Below are 24759 nucleotides of genomic sequence, written 5' to 3' on the forward strand. Positions count from 1 at the left end.
TGCGGAGACATGGCTCTCACTGATTCAGAAAGTTTTTCAGCAATTTGTGTCCGTGCTCGGTCAGAATGGATTCCGGATGAAACTGGAGACCTTCGACCACCAGAGTCTTATGGCGTACGCCCATGATTTCGCCATCCTCCGTCCAGGCAGTGACTTCCAGGCAATCCGGGAGACTCTCACGTTCAATGACAAGGGAATGATAACGCGTCGCCGTAAACGGACTCGGCAGATCTCGAAACATACCTGTGCCTTTGTGGAAAATGGGCGAAGTTTTGCCATGCATGAGTTTTCTGGCATGAACGATCTTGCCACCAAATGCCTGGCCTATGCTTTGATGGCCGAGGCAGACCCCCAGTATGGGAACCTGGCTATTGTAAAGTTCAATCAGCGGTATCGATATCCCCGCCTTGCTGGGCGTACAAGGGCCGGGCGAAATGACAATGCGCGCGGGCCTTAACCGTGCAACTTCATCAGGCGTGATTTCATCGTTGCGAAACACCCTCACTTCCTCACCCAGCTCACCAAAATATTGCACCAGGTTGTAAGTAAAGGAATCGTAATTATCGATCATCAACAGCATATCACCGCTATCTATTTGATTTTATTCGTCCAGAAACCAATGTTAGTCCCTCAATACCCGCTTTTTCTTGAGATATCGCTGGCTTTGACCCAAAGCCAAATACGTCATTATCTCCCAGTTAGTTTTAGAATATACCAGAAGTTCCAGATGGGGATCTGGCTGTGGTTATTTTTAGCAGCTTCCATACGCAGATAATTCTCGATTCGAAACAGCTTGAATCTCTTAACAGGACAAGTCGTTCTCCTTGGGTAGACGGGAGTATTTAATCCCGGCCCTACGTAGGCTGATATCACCCCATTTGCTTGATCCAGCAACAAAAGTACGGTTAAATTCGATCTAATTTATGCTCTACCACGCTCTGGTATAAACTATTGTCTAAGCTCTACAAAATTTCTGATGCCAGAAAAAACTTTCTCAATTGAATGTGATCGTAAGGTGCTTATACGTTAATTATATCAATGCATATTTTAATTATCGAAGACGAAAAAAAAACCGCCTCCTTTCTTAAGAAGGGATTGTCTGAAGCTGGGTATGTTGTCGACACTTCCGAGGATGGTGATGAAGGTCTGCTTCTTGCGCTTGACATAGACTATGACCTCATTATCCTGGACGTGATGCTGCCGGAGCGGGATGGCTGGTCTATACTTTCGGTGCTGCGCTGCAAGGAAGACAAGCGGACACCCGTACTTTTCCTGACTGCCCGGGATACTGTGAGCGACCGGGTAAAAGGACTGGAGCTCGGCGCCGACGATTACCTGATAAAACCATTTGCTTTTTCCGAACTGCTGGCAAGAGTTCGTCTGCTACTGAGGCGCACGCCGGTCCTGTATAGTGAAATCCTGAAAATTGCCGATCTGGAAATAGTACTTGGACGCCAAAAAGTCACACGCAATGGGAGCCGCCTCGACCTTACCCCCAAGGAATTTGCACTTCTATCGCTGCTAATGCGGCGCACGGGAGAGGTATTATCCCGCACACTGATTGCCGAGATGGTCTGGGACATCAATTTCGACAGTGATACCAACGTCATTGACGTGGCGATACGCCGGTTGCGCAGCAAGGTCGATGATCCATTCGAGCAGAAATTGATCCATACCATTCGTGGTGTGGGGTACGTGCTTGAGAACCGATAATCTCTTTCAGTCGAATACCGGCCCCACGCACGGATCGATTTCCCGGAAGCTGGCATGGCTGTATGCACTATCGGCCTCTGCCATGCTCTTCTTTACCTCGGGGTTCCTGTACTGGGTTCTTATCACGACATTGGAACAGGAGGATGAGCATTTTCTGCGCAGTCGACTTGGCATTCTTGAGACTATTTTACGGGAACAGCCGGGAGATACTCAGGTACTGGAGCGCGAGATCACCGAGGAAAACATCGCATTCGCCGGATCCCAACATCTCACGCATAGCCGGATATTAGACGAATCTGGTCGTACGCTGCACGAGTCCCGCGGTATGAAACAGGAAATCCCCACCAGCGCATTTCCTTCTCCCGAGACGCGCCCCCCAAAGGCAAAAAGATGGCGCTCCGACACCAATAAAACCTATTGGCTGATCGCCACATGGGCAGAAGACAATTCCCTCAGCGGCTCCCGGCGGCAAATACAGGTAGCCCTGGATGAGACAGAGGAGGAGCTGCTGATCACCCGGTATGAGTATTATTTATTCGACATATTATTGGTTGGTATTCTGGTATCCGTGATCATCGGTATTCTGATTACGCAACGCAGCATGAGACCACTTGCGGATATTACCGGTGCCGCGGAACGCATTACTGCCAGCCAACTGCACGAACGTCTCAATAGCGCACCATGGCCCCGGGAACTGGCTTTACTGACACGAGCATTGGACAGCATGCTTGCCCGACTGGAGGATTCATTTAATCGTCTTTCGCAATTCTCCGCCGATTTGGCGCACGAGTTGCGCACCCCGCTCAATAATTTGCGCGGCGAAGCGGAAGTGGCCTTATCCAAGCCGCGCGAGGCCCATGAGTATCGCGAAATACTCGCATCCAGTCTGGAAGAATACGACCGCATGTCACGGATGCTGGACAGCCTGCTGTTCTTGGCTAGAGCAGACAGCGAGCAGGCTGTGATTGCACTTTCGCTCATTAACGTGCGCACGGAAATCGAGAAAATAATCGTATTTTATGAGGCGGTGTCCACGGAGAAAAGTATCAGGGTACTGTGCGAAGGAGATGCAACGACTAAAGTCGATCCAGATCTTTTCCAGAGAGCCATTAGTAATCTACTTGCCAACGCCCTATATCACACCCCTGATGGTGGTTCCATCATTTTTTCCATAGATTCCAGCCAGGAGCGAGGAACCGGGATCATCTGCCGCGATAGTGGCATAGGCATTGCCCAGGAACATCTGCCAAAAATATTCGACCGTTTTTACCGCATCAATCCTTCGCGTAACGGGGAAGCAGAGGGCGCGGGACTCGGACTGGCTATCGTCAAATCGATTATCGGCCTGCATGGCGGTAACATCACTGTACAGAGCGTCATCGGCGAAGGCACGGCAGTGCGGCTTTTCTTTCCAGCCTAAACGTACGTCATAGCGTTATCCGACGGACAAGCAGGGCTCATACCCCCGGCTTCGCAAAGCACCTTCCATATCACATACAGGGTGTGTACAGCCCTTCCCCGAACATTACAGATTCGTAATAATTTCGCCATCTTCACGTCAGAATTCCCTCCCTATAATCCACCATGGTGGCTTTTGAAACACTATGGTTTGAAATCAATAGTACACACCACTTCGGGCTGGAGATGACTATAGAAACTAATCGCATAGTTGCTAAGCTCTTAGGTGATCTTATTGCTCACGGTCAGAAAATAATGTTTCGAGTATGATCATATTTATCTTATAGACGAGTGCCGAAGAGCTATCACGCGACTTTCCCAAGCGCACGTTGTCTCATTATGGAGGGGGACCACTTTGGAAACCTTAAGGGATGCCTTGGCAAGACTGAGCGAAGCAAAAGGCGAGAATTTCGCTATGCTTTGTTTACTGATTTGCTTCATAAATTCGTTGCCAACCGATAAACGGAAAAACTTGCGAAATGATTTTGAGAAAGAAGTAGAACTTATTCGAGTGGAGTGTTTGGACTCAAATATTTCAGAGCATTTTGACATGGGTGTAGAGAACACGGTGACCGCCATTCGCCTCCTCTTATCTGATGCTTTAAAAACATCAAACTGACCGCCTTTCTTCCGAACAGCACGCCAAAGCCAAAAAAAGTAACTGGTACGCGGCACAAGTAAAAGATGGCCCGGCGCAATTGTGACCGGTCGCCAACACCGCAGCAGCGTATCATTTGAAGATTCAGAAGATTAAAAAATAATCCGCTCGAGAAAGAGATTGTAAATCTCTCATGACCCGGTGTCCGGGCAGATGGACCAGGATGAAGGTAAGGGGGGAGGCTTCAAACCCCGGCAAGCCCCCCGCGAAAGGCACAGGGATTACCCGAAGCATCCTTAATGAATGGAACGTTCGAGACGCTGACCCTCAATCTCGTCCCGATAGGTTTCAAGCAGGTTCTCCATTTCGACGCGTTTCATCGCCGTAAATGGCTCCGCCTCCAGTATGGCGTTCACGGCGCCTTTGCTGGTATACCAATCGGACAGTTCCCGGCCTATCCGATAAAGCTCGCCATTATGCGTTTCGCAAAGTTTTGTTTGCTCATTCTGTTTTGTAAGGGCAGCTGTCATATTCTTCAGATCCTGTTCCAATTGTTTGCGTTGACCGGACAGTTCTTCATTCCGCTTGCCCGCTCCATCAAGCTGGGTGCGCAATTCGGCTGTTTCCTTGTTCGCCGCTTCGATATCCCGCTCAAGCCGGGACGCTTTGGCCGCCGCGCTCGCCGCAGATCGTTTGTGGGATTCCGTTTCGTTACTGGTTTTTTTCAGTGTTTCTTCCAGCGCTGTTTTTTCCTGATCCAATGCCGATTTCTGCTGCTGTACTTCGTTCAATTGCTGCTGCATGCGGCGTAATGCCTGCCGCTCCTTTTTTTGATCCGCATTGCCGGCGGCGCTTGCAGCCAGGGAAGGGGGGGACAAGGCTCCCGCCAGCAATACGACGGCGATTCCTTGGCACAACCATCGCGGAATCATTTTCTTACGGTTATTCATGCGAAAGCTTTCGATTGTCAGCAGAGTTTTTTTATCCAATTAATGTCTCTCACAGGAAACGGTATAGGCGTTGAACCCACCACCACCATACGTGCGCGGTAAGCACACCTTTTGGATCCCGCATTTCCCTGCCAGCCGGAAACTCGCGGCCCCACTTCCGCTCAAAAAGTCAGAACCGGGCATTCAGATCCAGATTGATCGAATCGATGGACAGAGGCAAGCCGCTGACTTGATCGTATGACATATAGCGGAGGCCAAGCCAGGTGTTATGCGCCACGCCGTACAGGCCCTGGATAGTGTAGCCCTTGTGGTTGGTTCCGCCCATGAGATAGTTGGAATCAGTGAAGGCATCCAGCATCGAATCCCGCTCGGAGCGGCGATAAAACCCAAAAACCTGCCACTGGTGCCGCTCCGCGATTATGGGGTAACCCACGGTGAGGCGGAGCTGATAAGCATCGATCTCCGGCTTGATGTTCTGCCCACTGCGGGCAAAAATTTTATTCTCGTCATAACCCACGTTGCGTACGTAGTCCACAGTGCCAATAACATGGATGGGCTTGAATTTGGAGTAGTCAGCCACCATGGTCACGTTGGCAAGCCGGTAATCGGCCGCCAAAGCCCATAGATTAGTAGTGGGGTCACCATCGTTGTCGATGTTGAAAAGACTGTTGCCTTTTTGCCTGAACAGCGGGGCGCTCTGATTGAACAGAGTATCGCCAAAGTTCGGGTTGCGGACGCCGTTAATATTGCGGTAGTCATAATAGGCGGCTCCCAGCCTGAACTTGGTGTCGGTATTCTCGGGTGCCCACTCCAATCCGGCCTGAGCCCCGAAGAACCATTTGTCCTTGGCCTTGACGGTCTCGCTTTGATTGATTTGCTGCAATGGAAATACCCCGGCGTTGAGGAACGGCTTGACGGTCCTGCTTTCTTCTTTCAGCCAAGGATGAAGATTGATTGCCAGCCCTTCAAAGTTTAGGTCAACGTCCCATAACAGATCGGTGTGTACGACTCCGGCCGTGGGTACGGTATGCGGCCCCGTCCTGAGCGTTCCCGTGTAGATATTTCCGACAGTGCCCACGAAGAAAGGATTGGGAATACGTCCGGCACTGACCGTGACCCAATCAAGGGGCTTGAGTTTGAGGTAAACCTGATCCACCACAATGGCAAATTTGCTGTTAAAGGTTCCAAATGTCTGAAGGGTGGAGACCGGCGATCCGATGGATATCGGGGGGGGGCCCAATACATCCCCGGTAAGTGGCGGATCATTGATATTACCGGTGGTTAACCGCAACCCCAGATCCACTCCGCGGGTGACGTTGGCGTTGATGCCGAGCCGGAAGCGCACCCGTTCCCGATGAAGGCTGTCCTCAGTGGTATTGTCGATATTCTGGCCGTTGGCCTGAAAATTGGCCGCGGGAGCGTTGGTGTTGGCGTAAAAGTCAGCTTGCTCGCGCAGGCGTATATCTCCTTCCATCGTAAAGCGGTTAACCCACTCGGGAACGGCATTCACGTCACCCCAGCGTTCCTGCTTGGCCTGACCCACCACTTCTTGGCGTAACTCATCGCGAATTTCCTTTTTGACATGCTCGGGTATGTAAGGAACCCGTACCTCGCCTTTCTTCGGCTCGCCAGCCGCCGGCTGCGGGTTCCCCTGTGCTTGCTGCAGGGAAGCCCTTGCCTTCAGTTCCGCCTTTTTAATCATTTCGTCGGCCACTTCCTGCTTGATCACGCCTTGCTCAACCAGCAACCGAATCAGATTCAACGTGGTTTCATACAGAACTTCGACCTTCTCGCGCTCATCGGGTTTTGCGTGCGCGCCGCCCGCGAATATCGCCGTCATGGCGGCAAGGGTGAGTATCAATCGGATATTCATTATAGTTTTTTTTCTTATACAAAATCAGGCACGCGAGGTCACGCGTATCTTCAACGGTTGTGGCATGTCGGCGGGTGGATTCTCACGCAGGGTCCGCAAGTTCTTCAGCACATCCTGGATTAATTCATCGACTTTCGGATCACCTGTTTTATCGACCGCCGCTATTCGTGATACCTTCCCGTCAGCGTCAATCCATACCTTCACCACCACCCTGTAAGTCTTGTCTTTGAGCGCATGCTCACGCGCCAGCGCATCCTGAAAAGCGGAATTCACCGCGTCATTTACTATGGCGTCATACCAGGCCCATGGATTCCCCCTGGAGCCGCCGATAAGATCGGCCCCGCCTTTCCTCCCCACGAGTCCGAATCCGTCACCACTTCCCGTTCCTTCGGCATCGACACCCAGATCCGGCCCCGGCGGCGGTTCATCGGCTTGATCCATCGGTTCTGGCTCTGGTTCGGCCAGCTTTATTTCTTCCTTCACCACCGGTTCCGGGGGTTTTTCCGGTGGGGGCGGGGGAGGCGGCGGTTTGATCAAAGTAATCTGCTGAAGCGACGGCTTTCTCTGCGGCGTATCGTCGTCCAGGAAATGTTTCAACCACAGCCCCGACCCGACCAGGACAACTCCACAAACCGCAACACCTGCCCAGCGCCTCCAGGAGACTGGCCTTTGCTCTTCCTTGGGGTCTTCCATGGCATTATTTCACCAGGCGCTGGGTCACCAAGCCCAACTGCGTGATATCCAGCTGACCCAGTAATTCAAGTACATCCATCACCTTGCCGTACTGCACTACCGTGTCCCCCTTGACTACGACCGGCAATTCTGGATTAGCCGCTTTCAATTGACCCAGACGGGTTCGAAGCTCATCCAGCGTCACGGGATAAGCATCCAGAAATATTTGCCCGCTTTCGTTGATCGTGATCGCTTTGGTTTGCGGTTTAGCCAGACTGGGGGAACTGCTGGCTTTGGGCAGGTTGACTTTTATACCCTGTACCGATGCCGTCGTCATGATAATGAAAATCACCAGCAACACGTAGGCGAGATCCAGCATGGGCACCACATTGATCTCGTCGTAAAGCTCGTTGTCTTCCTGAACCTTCATGCCATTCCCTGTCAGCGGCTGTAATTTTCGGCAAGCTTGGTAATAAACTCATCGACAAAGATATGCATTCTCGATACGATGGCCTTGATGCGTGAAGCCAGGTAGTTATAGCCAAACAGTGAGGGGATCGCTACCCCCATCCCCGCCACCGTCGCCGCCAGGGCCGCCGCGATGCCGGGCGCAATGGCGTTGACATTGACATCACCAGCGGCCGCAATCGCCGCAAACGTGATCATGACCCCCATTACCGTGCCCAGCAGGCCGATGAAGGGCCCGCCGGAGATGGCGATGGTGAGCAGTACCATGAATTTGTTCATGCGCTGAATTTCTTCCAGCAGCCCGGCGTCCAGGCTGGCGCGAATCGCATTAAGCGATTGCGGCGACAGCGACTTGTCAATATGGGTCGCATCGGTATCGTCGAAGCGATGCGCCAATTCAACTGCGCCAATATGATAAATACGGTAGATCGACGAATGCTCGAACTCTTTTCCCAACCCCTTGGCTTTGTCTATCACCGCCAGATCGGTCGATAGTTCGCGGAATTTGGTCATAAAGCGGTGATTGGACTTATCCACCCGGTTAATGTAGACAGCCTTGCTGTACATCACCCATATGGCGATCATTAGCATGATCGCCAGGAAACCAATCGCAATCCACCCATCCACTGTCAATGATTTGAGGATAATGCCCAGGTGCGAGGCTTCTTCACCGCCTTCGCCTGCCTCATCCTCGCCCAAGGTGACCAGTTTGCCGTCCTGCCCCTGCGCGGCCTGCACCGCAATCCAGTCCGCATTGCGCGCCACGCCAGACACCTGCAACTCGTCCATCTCACCCTGGAATCCAGCCCCCAGCGTTGCGCTGCCGGTTGGCAATACCACGCCCGGCGCTTCGCCCGCCGGCTTGCCGTCCACATATATGCGTAGCGCATTCGATACCGTTAATCCAAGGTGATGCCATTTACCCAGGCTCACCGCCGTGCTGGACACCAGGCTTGACGCGCCCGATTGCACCTTGACCATACCGCCTTCCAATGAGACGCGCAGACCATCGGATTGAACGATGACGCCATCCAGCGAGGCTGGCTTGATCCATACGGCGAAGCTGAATCCGCTGGTTGCATTCACGGCGGGAAGCGTGATGCTTTGTGACCCGTTGAATCCGGCACCACCGTTCGAGAAGGAGGCAGCTACCCGCTGGACGGAAGACTGCACCGCATGCAGGCCGTTTACGCCGCTGTCCTGGGGATTTCCGTCCGGCTCCGCAAAATGATAGACGACGCTGGCGGCATCGTAAGTGGCTTTCGGATTCGCTGCGGAGGTCGCCTTCTCGTTACCGAAATAAAGGAATATTTCCGTCTGCGATAACAATTTAGGTACGTTAACCCATACCAGCGCCAACTCATTCCCTACATCCCATTTCTCAAAATGGAATTTCAGTTCAGTCTTGTCATCTCCGGCGATCAGGCGCAGGTCGCTGCCGTTATCGTTGGCCGAGAAAAAATCAAAGTTTCCCGTGTGCAAGCGGATCAGTACCGGCGCATCCGCGACTTCACCCGCTGGATTGGTCAGTGTGATTTTCTTGCGGCCGGTCCATTCGTCATTCCACCAAGCGTGACTGGATAAAGAAACGGTGCATAAAGCAAACGCAAGCAGGAACGTAACGACACGCATGGGTCTATCAACCTGGGTATAAACGAGCGAGGATTATGCGCGTCCCAGATTACAGACATTAGTAGCGATAATGATCCGAACGCATCATGACCGGTCCCTGGGCAATGGAACGCGTTGAAGGTTGGAGAATTAATATCCACGGCCATCGCGGGCGGGAATCCGACTAATCGCGTCTAGTCTGTTTGACTCAGGCTTAGCCTGCAATATCAATAGGGTTTTGTAACATAGGACGATGAACCAGCCCATTAGAATTTGCATTGAACCGGCGGCTGTCGTTTCATCGAAATGGAGATTTTTGCGCGGTGGATTTCGCCCCTGCGAGAGGGACGGAAAGAATTTATTTGGTGTTGACTCCGGCTTTTATTCCCCGGCTTGCGGGCTGCGTCCAAGCCGGACTTGTTCTGATGTTTCCTGCTGCTACAGGCAGGTTTTTTTGCGGTACGATTTTCTCGCTTTGATCCGTTTGGATTAACAACAGCCACGTCAAATTGAAAAAGAAAACAGGTAGCGTCAGAAGTTACCATTGATCGTAGATGTCACTACCAAAGTTTTTTGTTACCCGGAGCCCGACATGTCTACCAAAAATTCAGCTTTCGCACTGGCGGCTTTTGCCCTGCTGGCTACGCTATCCATCATCGACATTGCCTCTTCCGCAAGCCGGCACGATGACGATGGGGATGATGGCGAATCGAGAAACAGTATGAATATCCAGCTCGGTCCGCGTCCTTTCTTCCTCGTCAATGACATGGAGCCCAGCGCTCTCAAGAACAGGCTCAAACATTGCGGCAATGGCCTGTTCCGTAAGACCGATTTCTCCATTGGCCACCGTGGCGCCGCTTTGCAGTTTCCGGAACATACGAAAGAATCTTACGAGGCGGCTGCTCGCATGGGGGCGGGTATTGTGGAGTGCGACGTGACCTTCACCAAGGACAAGGAACTGGTTTGCCGCCATTCGCAGTGCGATCTGCACACCACCACCAATATTCTTGCTACGCCGCTGGCTGAAAAATGCGCCAAGCCATTCACACCAGCGCAGGTTGATGCCGCCGGAAACATTATTCAGGAGGCTTCGGCACAGTGTTGCACCAGCGATATCACTGTGGAGGAATTCAAGAGTCTTAAAGGCAAAATGGATGCCTTCAACCCCGCCGCGACGAGCATTGCGGAGTATCTGGGCGGCACACCCAACTGGCGCACGGACCTGTATGCCGGTCCCACCAGCGGCACCCTGCTTACCCACAAGGAGAGTATCCAGTTATTCAAGACGCTGGGCGTGAAAATGACACCCGAACTCAAAAGCGCCAGCGTGACGATGCCTTACGACAGCGATGGCGACGGTGTGGGCGACTATACGCAGGCACACTATGCTCAACAGATGATTGACGAATACAAGGCGGCGAACGTCAAGCCCCGGAATGTGTATGCCCAGTCCTTCGACATTCGCGACGTGCGCTATTGGATCGCCAACGAACCGCAGTTCGGCAAACAGGCGGTTTACCTTGACGACGCCAATATCGTAGCTGAACTGCCCAATGCCGCGCAATTGGCCGCCTACAAGGCCGAGGGCATCAATATCGTCGCCCCGCCCATGTTTGCGCTGCTGGATATCGATGGCAACGGCAACATCGTGGCCTCCCGATATGCCCGTCACGCCAAGGCCGCTGGACTCGACATTATCACCTGGACCCTGGAGCGTTCCGGCATTCTGGCTGATGGCAACAACGACTTTTATTATCAGACTTTTGATTCCGCCATCAAGCGCGAAGGCGACATGATGAAAGTGCTGGACGTTCTGGCCAGGGATGTCGGCATTCGCGGCATATTCAGCGACTGGGCCGCCACCGTGAGTTACTATGCCAATTGCATGAAACTCAAATAATTCCCGGATCCCGCGGCTTTCAGGGTACGGAGTAAGGCGCAACGGCGCGAAATGGCGCCGTTGCGCGGGGCGGAGGGTTACTGGAGGCCGGTCATAGACTATTAGCTTTTATGACAATACAAAATTTGTAACACGAGAGTATGAAAATAAGCTCATGTAGAACAATTATGCGTTCAATTCAAGCCACTCACTGAACACCCCTGACACCTGCAAGGAGATATGATGAGCAGCGCCCTGCACCCCGATGGAAAAACAAATCCCCGTCGTACCAGCAGTAACGAATCCAACAACCCGTCCCTCCATGATCTGATCGAAGCGCGCAAACTATCGCGCCGGACCTTCCTTCAAGGTTCCCTGGGCATCACGGCGATGGCCGCATTCGGTGGTTCTTTGTTCGATGGCCTGGTCAAGTATGCCTATGCGGCACCCGCCCCTCTGAACGGCATCGGCTTCAGTTCGGTGCCCGCCAATTTATATCTTTCGGCGGGGGATGACAGGGTCACCGTACCCGCCGGCTACACTGCCCGGGTACTGGCCGCCTGGGGCGATTCCCTCACCGATGCGCCACATTGGGACTCTTCGGGCGCGATGACCGAAACGGTGCAGTTGCATACTTTCGGCGCCCATATCGACGGCATGCACCTGTTCCCTTTCCCCGCCACGGGCGCAGCCGGCATCGCCAATACTCGCGGTCTGCTGGTAACCAACCATGAGTACGTCGATCCTCCCCTGGTCAATAACATCACTCCCGCATCCGGCTACGCGGCCGCTGCCATCACCCTTGACATGATACGCGCCCAGCAGGCCGCGCATGGCATAAGCGTGGTCGAGGTATGGAAAAAAGACGGCATCTGGGAAGTCAAGCGTCCCTCCGCCTTTAACCGGCGCATCACCGGCAACACTCCCTGCAAGCTCAGCGGTCCAGCCGCCGGCCACGATTTGATGAAGACTGCCGCCGACCCCAGCGGCACGAAAGTGCTCGGTACGCTTAATAATTGCTCCAACGGCTATACCCCCTGGGACACCTACCTTACCTGCGAGGAAAACTGGAATGGCTATTTCTCCAACGAGACCGGGGATGCAATCGGCGTATCCGATCCGCAGCGGAAGCAGGAAATTCTTGCCGGCCAGGCACGCTACGGCGTGGTCAAGGGAGGCTCCGGCTACCGCTGGCACGAGGTCGATCAGCGCTTCCGCACCGACCTCAACCCGAATGAGCCGCATCGTTTCGGCTGGGTGGTGGAAATCGACCCCTGGAACCCAAAAAGCACTCCCATCAAGCGCACCGCGCTGGGTCGTATCAAGCATGAAAACGCCTGGAGCGTGGTGGGCGCCGACAACACAGTCGCCATATACATGGGTGACGATGAGCGCAATGAGTATCTTTACAAATTTGTCTGCGCCAATAAATACAACCCCAGGAACCGCGCCGCCAATCGCGATCTGCTGGACTCCGGCACGCTTTTCGTTGCCCGGTTCGACGCCGGCGGCAGCGGCCTCTGGCTGCCCCTTACGTGGGGCCAGAATGGCCTGGTACCGGAAAACGGCTTCGCCGATCAGGCCGAAGTGCTGATCAAGACCCGCCAGGCCGCCGATCGCCTGGGCGCCACCATGATGGACCGTCCGGAGTGGATAGCGTCGCACCCCGTCACGCGCGAGGTCTACATTACCCTCACCAACAACAATCGCCGCGGCAGCAACCCGCCCTCCGGCAACAATCCAGACGGCACCACCGGCGCCGGCAGCGCCCGGCCGCCGGTGGACGCCGCAAATCCGAGACCGGACAACCGCTATGGCCACATCATCCGGTGGCGCGAAAGCATGGGCAAGGTCGATGCTACGGATTTCGAGTGGGATATTTTTGTCGAATGCGGCGACAAGCTGGCCCCGCAGCCTCACCACCGGGGCAACATAATCGGTGACGACTATGGCGCCCCGGATGGCCTCTGGTTCGACCAGGACGGCCGCTTGTGGATCGAGACCGACCAGATTGGCAACGCAACCGGCGACTGGGCCAACATCGGCGGAAACGTGATGCTATGCGCCGACCCCTCTACTGGAGAAACCCGCCGGTTTCTCACCGCGCCGAAGAACTGCGAAGTCACCGGCGTCACCCATACCCCGGATGGCAAGACCCTGTTCATCGGCATCCAGCACCCTGGCGAGGATTGGCAAACCCATTACACCGAGAACTCGACCTGGCCCGATAGCGGTATCAATGGTCCGACCACGGCCAGCGGTTCTCCATCCGCATTCAAGCCACGCTCCGCGGTGGTGGTCATCACCAAGGACGGTGGCGGCGTGATTGGCACTTGAGGCGGCCGTTTAATTCACCCCCGCGATGCTAAAATCATCGCGTCTCGAAAAGGAAGAAACCTCATGAAGCTGAAAGCCCTGTTCATAGCCTGCACCATGAGCCTTGCCCTGCCGGCTCATGCCGCGCTCACCTCAAGGGCCACCGATATCCTTGATCCGCAAAGCATCGATTTCGAGAATTTTGACGGCCTTATCACCAGCGGCCCGGAGATCGTCGCACCCGGCGTAAGCTTCACCGGCACTCCGAACTCCATCCTGGGCGCCTACATCGCCGATCTGGGGAACAACGGCATATGGGGCGCAGGTAATCATTTTGCTGGCACGGATATCACCGGCACGCTCAGTTTTACCTTCGTCACTGGACTGACCCAAGCCGTGGGAGCTTTTCTTAACAGTTACAACGGCAGCCCCGTGGTCATCAGTGTTTTGGGGGATAACCACCAGGTAATCGAGTCCCATACCGTTAGTATTGATACACCGGATGGCCTCAATTCAGGGAGCTTCTTCGGCATCACACGGACGAGCGCCGACATTCGCTCGATTTCATTCAGCGGGCAAGGGCTGGTGGCTGACGACGTGACATTTACAACACCGATCCCGGAACCGGAGGCATACGCCATGCTCCTGGCGGGATTGGGCCTTGTAGGTTGGACAGCTCGCCGCCGTAGGACAGCAATAAGTAGGAATAAGCCTGAATCCGCCGGTTGACCACTCGTCCTTCATTAACGATGATTCGCTAAGGCTTTCTGTCTTGGCGAATTCGCTCCACGGCGGAAGCCGATAAAGGTTCAGACTGGATTTCGGGTCAAGCCCGGAATGACGAAAGATGCGGTAGCCCGCTGCTTATTTCTCCCGAACCACCGGCAGCCGGCTTCATCCTCCACCCCCGTTCTCGCTATTCCCCACGCCCGATCACCTCGGCTGAAATAAAGGTGGGTTTAATCTTTCTCATCGCGTCGGCAGTCCGTGCGGCATCCGACAGATTCTGCGACAAAGCCGCCGTCGCCTTGGATACATCATCTCCTTGCGAAGCAGCGCCCGAGGTGGTGGCACTGACCGCGCTGGCATCCGCCACCGGGGTGCCGGTGGAAGTCCCGGCCACGGCAATGTTGTCCGCGCCCAGCACGACCTGAGCGGCGATATTGAGGTTGTTCGCCCGGATGCCGGCGTCGCCCGCATTCACCGTGCCTTTGGGCGCGATCAGATCGATATCGCCCGCGACCTTGCCGCCGCTGGAAAGCGCACCGATCCCGCTGCCGGAAGCGGCGCCCTGCAATTCCTGCGTCACGTTGCCCTGCGAATCCACCTTGATGATCGGCGGCGGCACCGCGGTCGCCGTCTTCTTGCCTTTACCGGCGTCGATATCGCCCTCGCTCGACCACAGCAGCACATCCCCCCCGCCCACGGTAAGAATGCGCGACTGATTGACCAGGATATTGTTACGGGTGAATCCACGCACATTACCGTCGGCCACCGTGAGCATACCCAGGACGTCATTGCCGGTATTCACCAGCACTTCCGGCGTATTGCTGAGACCGACGATCAGGTCGCCGCCCGGCACCATGAACTCGATATTGCCGCCCCGCTCGGTCTTGATGCGGCTGGCGAACAGGTTGATCTCTCCCTGGTAATTCTTGAAGCTGCCATCCTCATTCTTCTCGCGTATCCCCGGAAACACCAGTTCCAGCGCCGCATAGCCGCGTTCATAATCTCCCGCGAACGGACTGTCGGGATTGTTCGTATCGCGACCGGTGACCAGCAAGGCGGTATAGAGCATCTCGCGCACCATGCCGCGCTGGGTATCCGCATCCCGCGCCTGGACCGCCTGGACCGCCGCCAGCGCATCGGTGCCGTTCAAATCGTCGTTCCCCACCAGCCAGCGCGCCTGCCATAGCAAGGCATCATCCGGGTTGCTACCTGCTTCTTCCAGTTCGGCGGCCAGCCGGCCAACGGCGCCAGTATAGTCGATTCCCTGCGCACCCACCCCCGCTGCCACATGAATATCGGCACCGCCCCTGGGCAGTTCGGCATTGTCGAGGTCGCCCCGGCTGACGATACCCGCCGACGTCCCGAGGTCGATATTACGTCCCGCAGTCACCTCCAGCCGTCCCAGGCCGCCTACCCAGATTTTGGCGTTGTCCGTCCGATCATTTCCGGAAGTAAAGACCACATCCCTGCCTGCGACTACCCGGCTGAGATCACCGGCATTGGCATGTTGCGCCAGAATGCCCACATCGCGCACATCCTGTCCCGCACGTACTTGAACCGCCTTGGATAAGTCCAGAGTAACTTCATTAAAGTTGCCCTGGATATCTCCCGCGACAGCATATACCCGCGCCGGTTGATTATCACCCGCATGCACGGGAACAGGCGCATGAAGAAATACTTTAAAATCGGAATCTATCGTGGAAAGCGGGAATTGATTGGATCTTACGGCGGGCCGGACTTCATCCGGGACCAGTGCCGGATCCCTGTCGCTCATGACTAGCGGCGCACTCATAGTGATGGAATTCGCCGCCAGCAGCGCCAGGTCAGCACGGGCTGCCGGACTCAGTACGCTCGATGTAGACGGCGTGTGAATATCTCCCTGAAACGCCGTAACCAAAAGGGTGGGCGGCAGCAAGGATAGTAGCTCGGGGTCATAGATAGTTTTCGATACATTGAAATTCAGCGGTCGTGTGTAACCGCTTACCAGTATGCTGGTCTGGTTGGTCAGAGTCGCCGCTCCATCCAGGCTCTGCAGTTGCACGCCGCTGTCCCGGCCGTAGGTCGAGAAGAGACTCCAACCAGCGACGTTGGAACTGGGGTTAGCAGCATTGAGGTTGAATGTTGTTCCCCTTCCGGCAGACTGGATCACCAGATGCGGATTCAATACCGTTTGAATATTGACATCCCCCCGCGCTTCCACCCGCGCTTGAGCATCCCCCAGCGCTAGGATGGTATAAAGTGGGCCACCACTCACATTCTGCCCGCTATCCACCTTGCCGCCCGCCTTCAGTACCAGTTCGCCATGGTCGGCATAATATTGGCCGCCCAGCAGATCACCGCCAGCTTCCACCCGCACGTCGCCACCGCCGGTTTTCACCAGTTGGCCGACATCCGGCGCGGTCGCCATCATGCGCGCCTGGGTCGGCGTGCTGGCAGAGACATTCTCCACCTTACCGCCGGCAGTGAGCGTGACACTGCCGCCGCCCAGCGCGCCGATCCCCTGCTGGAACTGGTCGAAGCGCACCCACCAGGCAGGCTGGAGCGTATATTCGCCAGTGGCATCATTCAATTTTCCCTGGCGGAACAGCCAGTTGGAATAGAGCTGTTTCGAGGGCATGCCCACTATATCGCCCGCCGCCGCCAGGCTCACGTCGCCGCCGCCCTGGCTGAACTGGGCATTGGCGGGTACGACAAATCCATTAGCCAAGTCGGCAATCCGGCCAGCGGTATAAATCGCCGCGTTTTCATCAGCCAGCCTGATATCGCGCCCCGCCGCAATGCGGATGTCGCCGGTGCCGGTGCGCACGAGTTTGCCCGCCGCCAACGTGACATCACCGCTGCCCGCCCTGACCGCCAGCGGATCGGCCGCATCGGCATCCGCTCCCGCAACCAGCCGGTAACCCCAGGAATCGCCGGGCAACAGCGTGGCCGGCGTGGTGCCGCTGCTGAATGACGTCGCCACGTTGAATCCATCCGACAGATTGTTATCGAGATTGAGGTTGCCCGCCGCCCGCAAGGTCAGCATGCCTGGCTCTTCTCCCGCGGGACGGGTGGCGAGATTCCAGTTATTGCTGAGGGTGAGATCGCCGGCCGAACGCACTTCAACCCCGGCGCGCACATGGAAGGCGGGATCGCCGGCCTTGCCCAGCCGCGAGGTTATCGCGGCAGCGTGAGACGCGAAGCTGGTGTTGTCGGTGTTCACTGTATCCAGGCTCAGCGTCGTGCCGCTGCTCGCACCGCTACCGGTAAGCGTGGTGATATTGTCGTAGACCTTGACCGCTTCGACCACTACTGATCGAGCACCGCTGATGTTGCTGTTGATGTTGCCCACTGCCACGTCGCTGCCTGCGCCGCCGCCGGTGCGGGGTGCGCGCAGCAACACCTCTCCTCCCTCGCTCGCCTGGGCGCCACTACCTCCATGCACATCCAGGGTACTGCCCGCAGCGAGATTCAGCCTCCCTGCGGTGGTGCCGATTTCCACTTCACCGCCATGCTTACCATTGCCGGTGGCGTAGGCATCCAGCTTTGCACTTGCCAGCACCGTTACATCATTCTTTGCATAAAGACGGATGTTGCCCGCATCGCCACCCGAGGCATCGACATGCCCCGCGACATCGAGCTTGCCGCCATCCACGGCAATATGGATGTCCTTGGCCTTGACCGTATCGGTTGCAGCCAGCCTGACATCGCCGGTGCGCACACGCAGCGTCCTCGCACCATCGAATACGCCCTGGTTGAGCGCCGTGTTCAACACGGAGAAGTCGGTCAGCGCAGCCACATCCAGGTCGAAGCGCCCGCCCTCGCCCCGGGCGCCGCCAGCATTCGCCAGGGCCGCGCCCTGCAAACTGCCGTCTGCTATATCCGCCGTACCATTGGCTGCGCGCACGATCACCTTGCCCGCGTCGCCGCCCGGCGACGCGGAGACATTCACCTGGGCGCCGGTTTGCACCACCACGTTGCCGTTATCGCTGGCCAGCTCGACGATACCGCCGGGCGAGGCGCGCTCGACGTCGAAAAAAGCCATCGAACGTCCGGCAGCGCTCGCTACCGCGTTCGCGCCCAGCGTAAGATTGCCGGACGTCGCCGTCAGTTGGAGCTGCCCCGAGGGCAAGATGGCCTCGGTATCGAACATCAAATCCGTGCCCGACAGCGCCCATCTCGCCCCCAGCGCAGTCACCGGCGCGAGCGCACGGTCTGCCGCCGTGTCGGCTACGTTGAGCGAGCCGGTTGTGGTCAGGGTTTGGTTGGTCCCCAGCTCGCCACTGAGGCGCGCAACATTCAGGTTTGCAGTTGCGGCGGCGATATCGGTGCTGCCCGAGCCGCGCCCGATGAGTTCATTGGCGCGGATGTCGACCTGGGAAAATCCCTGGATGGCTTTGGCGCCTTCGCCCAGCACCAGTTTGTCCGCCTGGATCGCCAGTACGCCGTTGCCAGGCGTGCCACCGGGGGTGAAGGTCGCTGCCGCCGGGTTGGAAAGTACGATGCTGGTTGCGCGCAGATTTGCGGTTTTACCGCCGTTGTTCAGCCCGGCCAGCCCGGCGCCCGACAGATTCAAGGCTTGCAGAGTCGGCTTGCCCTCGGCATTCACCCCGCCCACGCTGACATCCCCATACAGATCAAAGGTGGTGTAACTTGCCAGCGTCAACGAATTCAGGCTGTTCAGGCTGTCCAGTTCCGCCTGGCTGAATATCAGGCCTTCGGCGCCCGCCGGCGCATTGCCAAAATTGACGCGGGTCGCGCCTATCGTCAAATTTCCGGCGACCGGATTACCCTTATCGTCAGCAAAAAGAGTGGTGCCCGTAAACGCATTCTGCAGCGTGGCGTCCAGCGTGATCGAATTTGCCGAACGGATCGTGCTGCCGGTTTCACCCGCCAGCGTACCCACACTGCGATCCGGGCTACCGGTACGCGAAAAGCTGGCGGACGTTGACGCGACCCGTACCAGGGCGCCATTGTCGGCGGTTTCGTAGCGGTTTGTGTTATTCGCATCGCCCCCCGCACCGGGCTTAGGGTCTTGCGTCTCGATAGCGCTACCGGCTTTCAGCGTCAGGGTATCCTTCGCCGCCAGGATGATTTCGTCGCCCTTCAGGGCGTGATTGGCGTCGTTGGCCAATATCACCTCCTCGGCATTAACCGTGAGGAGTGTGCTGGCGCTACCCGGGGCGAGGCTGCGCGTGCCACCCAGGAACAGGCTGGCCGCACCCATGGCGTTGAGCGTGCCGGCCGCGATACGCGTGGCCAGCGGATCGATTCCCTGCGTTCCGGACGATGTGCCGTTGGTGATGGCGATTTTAAACGCGCTGATATCCACCGCCGCCCCCCGGCCGCCCCCGGCCGCGCCCAGTTTGAAAAGGGCATCCAGCTTAAGCCCGCCTGCGGTATCGATGGAGAGAAGCCCACCGTCCTGCGGGCGAACAGGGTTGGCGGCGAAAAAGTCCGAAGCACGGGTAAGCGTAATTTCCGACCGCTGCAAAACCTGCTCACGGGTCAGCACTTCAAATCCGCTCCACAAGGCGTCACGCGGCCCCCCTACCGGTGCCCGGCTGTCCGTGACATAACCCGGCACGACCTGGGTGCCATCCTGCCTGCTGTAAGCCTGGCCCGGCAACAGGTTATGCACGTCCGCGCCCAGCCTTACCGCATACGCGCCGGGCAGCAGTGCATAGTGCGCGGGCAGCAAGGTGTACACACCTGCCGGCAGACCCGGTATGCCGGAGAGATACACGGCATCCCCCGCCGCGCGGTCGAAACCAGTACTCTCCTGCCTGTCGCCTGGGGCGAATCCGCTCGCATAGCCCGGCAGGATGGCATAGGTATGGGCATCGTTCAGGATATCGCGCGACCCCCCTGGACCCACGCTGAACTCGTAGGCCTGCAAGTCGCCGCCGCCGGCGAGATCCAGAGTTGCGCCAGCTTGCATGTCGATATTCGCCGCCTGGGTGCGTATGGATTTTTCGGTCAAGCCAGACTGCGGGATTTCGTTCGAGTCGGGCCTGTACACCCAGCTGCGGCCATTCACCAGCATGCCAAACGGAATCAGGCTGCCGGGCGTGGCGGAGATCGAGGTCAGGCTGCCTTCCTTGAACGTCAAGGTATCGGTGGCGTTGAAAGCGAGTTGGCCGAACGGCGCCCACACATTGCCGTCCTGCACGATATTCGCGGCCGTAACCGTAAGGCTGCCCAGGGCGGATAGCGGCAGTGATGGCGGCAGGGTATTGCGGCTGAATGCAACCGTTTGCCCCGGCGCCTGGATGTTGATCTGGCTATAGGTTGTGGGGGCGATCACCGCACCGCTGAAAAGCAGATCGGACGCGCTCGCGAACGTGCCTGTCGGACGCGGCAAGCCGCCGCTGCTTACCCCCGACAGCCTGACCTCCTGGGTGCCGTTCAGTTCGGCGCGTGCCATGCCGGTCAGGGTCAGGTTGCCCGCGAGTTCCAGCAATTGTGCAGCCGCCTTGAGTGTGCCGCTGCCTGCAACCGGCGTGTTGACCACATCCACACGGTTTATGTCGTAATTTCCCAATCGCAGGGTCTCCGCCTTCAGTGCGGCATTCCCTCCCGCCGTTTCGATACGCGGCGCGTCGAGCACTACCTCTTTCAATGATAATGCCCGATTGGCGCCCAGATTCAGATTGTCTTCCAGCCGGATAGCGTCGCGGCTTTTGAGTGTGATGCGATCGAAACCTACCGTTTCCAGCGCTGTAGTGCCAACCTTTGTCTGCCCGTTCAGCCCGCCGGGGATGGCGGCGCCCGGAGCCAGTCCGCCTGCCAGCGGCGCCACTGCCGGTGCCAGACTCAGCACGCGCTCTCCAAGTGGAAAGCCTTTAGTGAGCGCATCACCCACATCTTCAAGTCCCAGAACAAGGTCAAACGTTCCACCGCGATTGAATACACCACCCGCCTGCGCCAGCAGGGTCCCGTCCAGCAGAATTCCCTCGCGTGCGATAATACCGAGCGAACCTGCGTCGCTGCCCACCCACTGCCCCAGCCCCCCCGCCTCATTCAGAATATCCAGCCGCACCGGCGCAGCCCCCGCCATCTTGATACTCGAACCCGCCTCAGCCACAACATAGCCATATTGTGCATTCAAAGCAACGGTGCCACCATTCAGCACTTCGCCCTGTGTAAGGCGATTGTTGTCAAGAAAAGTCAGCGCCGCGCCTGATACATCGAGAACCGCCTGCTTGCCCAGCCACAGACTATTGCTTGCATTGAAATCAAAGCTCTGGTCATGATCGAGCGTCGCCGTAATGCTACCGCCGGGCGCGCTGATGCTCCCTTGTATATCCAGCAGGCGCCCGGCCGACAGCGTGATGTTTGCCCTGGGATCGGCCTCGATGCGTGCGCCCGTGCCGATCGACAAATCACCCGTCCCATCCGCGGTATTTTTTGCCGTCAGGCTCAAATTCGCTGGTTGGCGCACCAGGTCATCCAGCTTTACCTGGCGGGCAAAATCCTCCACCCTGCCACCGCTGGGGCGCAGGGTATAGTCAGGTTGCAATTCCAGGCTAAGGACAGCCGGCTTGATCCGGACACCCTCGGATAAGGTCACATTGTCAATCCCCGCAAGATTGACATCGGCAAACCCGCCGCGCTCGAAAAACGCGGCGCCCAGGTTGACCGTGCCGGCAGTGCTGTCTGGCGTGCCGCCGATCCGGATTTTATTGCTGAAAACGGTCAGCATGCCACCTTTGCCGATGCCGTAGCCATGCATATTCTCCTCGGTGACACCCGACACTGCGTGGCCCGACAGGCTGATCTCGCCGCCATTGCCGGTGATGACATTGCCGCGGCCATCGATCCTGAGCCGGCCGCCGCCGGTGACATCCAGCAGCGTGTTTTGTCCCAGCGCAACATTGTCAACCGCGGTAAGCATGATTTTACCGCCATGCACCAGCGCGACCTCGCCCGAACCCGTCGGCACGCCGCGTAATTCATTCACCCAGGCCCCTCGTGCCGACAGCACCACGCCATCGGCCACCACAACATTTAATGGATCTGGTGAGCGACCGGGCAGCTCGTTTCTATGTGCATCGAGCACAATCGAGCCGCTTGGGGCCTCGATATCGGCGCCGACCGATATACCCTCCGCCGTGATATGCACGCTGCCTCCCTGGGGGACACGCAGAACCTCACGCACTGCCACCGCCTTGTTACTGAAAACTTCCAGGTTGGCAACTTTATCCTTGCCTAGCAATGCGGGATTGATGCGCAGGGTATTGATGAGATCGGATGATAACGCATCGCCAAACTTGAATCCCGCCGGCAGGAGGGCGCCGCTGCTGCTCAACTCGACCAACTGGTTAAGTTTGAATTCAATACTTCCCCCGAGAAGGGGAGCAGCCACTGGGTCGTAGCCCACCCTCAAACGCGCGCCAGCAGGCATGATGCCAAGGTCGCGCTGTACTTCGCCTACGATGGTGCGGCCCTGAATATCAGCCTGCATCACGCTCGCCCGCAGACCGATAACTTCCAGTGCGCCGGCATTCTTGCCCTCGGCATAGCCGGGGTCATAGTTGAAGCTCTGCCCCAGGTCGATCACCTCTTTTATGTTCCAGCGGCCGAAGTCTTGCACGTAGCGGGTGGCAATGCCGTCATAACGCACATCAGCGCGGGCATTGGCGATGTCGGTCAATACGCCACGGGACATGAGCAGCGTGGTAGGCACGCTGGCCGGAGTGTAATTCAGGCTGCCGCCCGACAGGTCAATCACCGCGCCGGATTCGATGATGGCCTCGCCCTGAGAGCTTACACGCACAGTCCCCCCCTCGGTCGAGCGTTCGGCCACGCTCCGTTCCAGGCGCGCCTGATAGGATTGCAGACTGTCCTTGGCGATGAGAGTGGGTTTACCCGCGTTAGCGTTGGCCAAGGCACGATTGATATCGACAAAAACCTTCTGACTGCGAAGCGGGCCGTCGCGATTGACCGGAGAGTCTTTCAGCTCATCCCCCCGCAGTTCGACTTCCACCCCATTGCGCGCCGTGGAAACAGCCACATTTTCCAATCCGGCCACATTGATGCGCGCACCGCTGGCAATATGAACACGGGCAGCATCAGAGACGGGTGCATCAAACATCTGCGTGACCGGATCATTGGTAAATAGCAAGCTAGGATTGTCCACAGCGATGAAATTCACTTCACCCGCCGGCGCATTGATCGCCGCGCCGCCCTCCATCCGCACATCCTGCCCCACCACTTTCACCTGGGAGGGGAGTACCAGTCCGGTGCCGGTCAGCCCATCCAGCACGCCAGTAGAGTCGGATACGTCCGGCAATACCTCGGTCAGGCTGCCGGCGCCGAGTACCGCGCGACCACCACGCGTGGAATTGTCCTGCCCCGTTGCCGCATCCTTCGCCAGCAGGTACACCGAGCCATTGGCAATCACCGAGGTCGTCGCCCGCGCGATGCCCTGCTGGTTGACCGCATATCCCACCATGGTGACGTTGCCGCGCGGCGTGCTCAGCTCGCCCAGATTGGTGACATGGCCGAGTTTGTCCAAGGCAGACTCTTTCAGTGCCACGGTCTGGCCATCCAGCTTGCCATCCTTGACACCAGTGTTGGCCGTTTCGAAATCAGCGAGGCCGGCCGGGCTGTCCACTTCCACCAGCAGGCCGCGCACATTGACGTCTTTGGGTTCAGCCGAAGCCGAACGCAAAAACACCCTGGTGCCCGCCGCCGCGATCACCTGTCCGTCGGGCGCTGCCACCGTGCCTTTATTGATCACCGTCGGCGCGATCAGCATCACCCGGCCCTGGCTGCCCGCCGTGATGCGTGCGCCCTCGAACACCTTGATGAAACCGCCCGTGCCCTCAAATTGCGGGGTCGTCTTCTGCGTGGTCAGGAAGGAATTAAGGATGAAGCTGTCGGCAATATCCAGACTGCTGGCGGTGAAGCTGCCGAGGTTCACCTGCGAGGAACCCATGAAAGCGATACCATTGGTGTTGACCAGGATGATATTCGCATTCTGCCCAACTGCCTGGCTGAGGATGCCGGCGATCACGCTGGGATCATTGTCCCAGACGCGGTTGAGTGTGGTGAAGTTCGCGCCCTGCACCAGGTTCTGCGCGGCGAGGCTTTCCACCTGCTGGAACTGCACCGAGTGGCCGGGGCTGACGTTAAAACTCTCCCAATTGAGAATCGCCTTGTCGCCCACCTGGTTGACAATGGCCTGATGGTCGTGGACATGATAATTCGCCTGCCCGGCCGTGACGAAATCCGGTATCCCGCCGCCGCAACTGCCGCCCGCGCAAGGCACCGGCAGTTCGGCCTGCGCGGATGGGCTCAGCAGCAACTCTACCAGCAGTAGGCCGGTTAGCAGCAGCGCAGCGCCGCTTGCCGCCTTGCCACGGCTGCGCGCGACTTCCGCCGCGGGAACCCGCATGCCCAGGGTGGTGCTGAAAATTAGTCTGTATAGTTTGCGATTCATATTCTCCCCGCTTTTTTTGTAATCCGGCCGAACGCAGTGTCTTGCGCGCTTATGCCGGTTTTCTGA

General features: G+C 57.3%; 13 protein-coding genes. 6 read left to right on the top strand and 7 right to left on the bottom strand.

Annotated elements, in window-relative coordinates; translation table 11 throughout:
• Positions 1 to 16 precede the first annotated feature (16 nt).
• Positions 17 to 580 (bottom strand): anthranilate synthase component II, encoded by a 564-nt coding sequence (locus BLO43_RS06815; RefSeq protein ID WP_090906424.1) that lies wholly within the window; start codon positions 578 to 580, stop codon positions 17 to 19.
• A gap of 458 nt (positions 581 to 1038) precedes the next feature.
• On the opposite strand from BLO43_RS06815, the gene BLO43_RS06820 reads away from it, so the two are divergent.
• The 3 genes from BLO43_RS06820 (at position 1039) to BLO43_RS06830 (ending at position 3790) form a co-directional block, all read left to right on the top strand.
• A complete protein-coding gene (locus BLO43_RS06820) occupies positions 1039 to 1713 on the top strand; it encodes a heavy metal response regulator transcription factor (protein ID WP_090906425.1) in 675 nt (224 codons plus the stop codon).
• Positions 1700 to 3133 carry a heavy metal sensor histidine kinase gene (locus BLO43_RS06825; protein ID WP_175443881.1) on the top strand — a complete coding sequence of 478 codons (1434 nt, stop codon included), beginning with the start codon at positions 1700 to 1702 and terminating at the stop codon, positions 3131 to 3133. Before BLO43_RS06820 ends, BLO43_RS06825 begins: the two co-directional genes overlap by 14 nt.
• A gap of 393 nt (positions 3134 to 3526) precedes the next feature.
• Positions 3527 to 3790: a hypothetical protein gene (locus tag BLO43_RS06830; RefSeq protein ID WP_090906427.1), complete on the top strand. Its 264-nt coding sequence runs from the start codon at positions 3527 to 3529 to the stop codon at positions 3788 to 3790.
• A gap of 275 nt (positions 3791 to 4065) precedes the next feature.
• Here the strand turns inward: BLO43_RS06830 and BLO43_RS06835 are convergent, their stop codons facing one another.
• The 5 genes from BLO43_RS06835 to BLO43_RS06855 all read right to left on the bottom strand — a co-directional run bounded on the left by BLO43_RS06835 (position 4066) and on the right by BLO43_RS06855 (position 9364).
• Positions 4066 to 4758, bottom strand: coding sequence for a DNA repair protein (locus tag BLO43_RS06835; protein WP_254773368.1), 693 nt, complete (start codon positions 4756 to 4758; stop codon positions 4066 to 4068).
• Between the two features lie 130 nt (positions 4759 to 4888).
• On the bottom strand, positions 4889 to 6592 hold the full coding sequence (locus tag BLO43_RS06840) for a putative porin (protein WP_090906428.1): 1704 nt from the start codon (positions 6590 to 6592) through the stop codon (positions 4889 to 4891).
• Positions 6593 to 6616: 24 nt separating this feature from the next.
• Positions 6617 to 7285 (bottom strand): TonB C-terminal domain-containing protein, encoded by a 669-nt coding sequence (locus BLO43_RS06845; RefSeq protein ID WP_090906429.1) that lies wholly within the window; start codon positions 7283 to 7285, stop codon positions 6617 to 6619.
• 4 nt (positions 7286 to 7289) lie between these two features.
• Entirely contained in the window at positions 7290 to 7694 is a 405-nt protein-coding gene (locus BLO43_RS06850; protein ID WP_074630844.1) for an ExbD/TolR family protein, read from the bottom strand.
• Positions 7695 to 7705: 11 nt separating this feature from the next.
• Positions 7706 to 9364 carry a DUF2341 domain-containing protein gene (locus BLO43_RS06855; RefSeq protein WP_090906430.1) on the bottom strand — a complete coding sequence of 553 codons (1659 nt, stop codon included), beginning with the start codon at positions 9362 to 9364 and terminating at the stop codon, positions 7706 to 7708.
• 571 nt (positions 9365 to 9935) lie between these two features.
• Here BLO43_RS06855 and BLO43_RS06860 point away from each other — a divergent pair.
• The 3 genes from BLO43_RS06860 to BLO43_RS06870 all read left to right on the top strand — a co-directional run bounded on the left by BLO43_RS06860 (position 9936) and on the right by BLO43_RS06870 (position 14267).
• Entirely contained in the window at positions 9936 to 11243 is a 1308-nt protein-coding gene (locus tag BLO43_RS06860) for a glycerophosphodiester phosphodiesterase family protein (RefSeq protein ID WP_090906431.1), read from the top strand.
• 222 nt (positions 11244 to 11465) lie between these two features.
• On the top strand, positions 11466 to 13559 hold the full coding sequence (locus tag BLO43_RS06865; RefSeq protein ID WP_090906432.1) for a PhoX family protein: 2094 nt from the start codon (positions 11466 to 11468) through the stop codon (positions 13557 to 13559).
• Positions 13560 to 13622: 63 nt separating this feature from the next.
• Positions 13623 to 14267 carry a PEP-CTERM sorting domain-containing protein gene (locus BLO43_RS06870; protein ID WP_090906433.1) on the top strand — a complete coding sequence of 215 codons (645 nt, stop codon included), beginning with the start codon at positions 13623 to 13625 and terminating at the stop codon, positions 14265 to 14267.
• 187 nt (positions 14268 to 14454) lie between these two features.
• Here BLO43_RS06870 and BLO43_RS06875 read toward each other — a convergent pair whose 3' ends face one another.
• A complete protein-coding gene (locus BLO43_RS06875) occupies positions 14455 to 24693 on the bottom strand; it encodes a filamentous haemagglutinin family protein (protein ID WP_090906434.1) in 10239 nt (3412 codons plus the stop codon).
• Between the last annotated feature and the right edge of the window lie 66 nt (positions 24694 to 24759).

Origin of the sequence: Nitrosospira sp. Nsp13 (assembly GCF_900101945.1) — a bacterium.
Classification (GTDB): domain Bacteria; phylum Pseudomonadota; class Gammaproteobacteria; order Burkholderiales; family Nitrosomonadaceae; genus Nitrosospira; species Nitrosospira multiformis_D.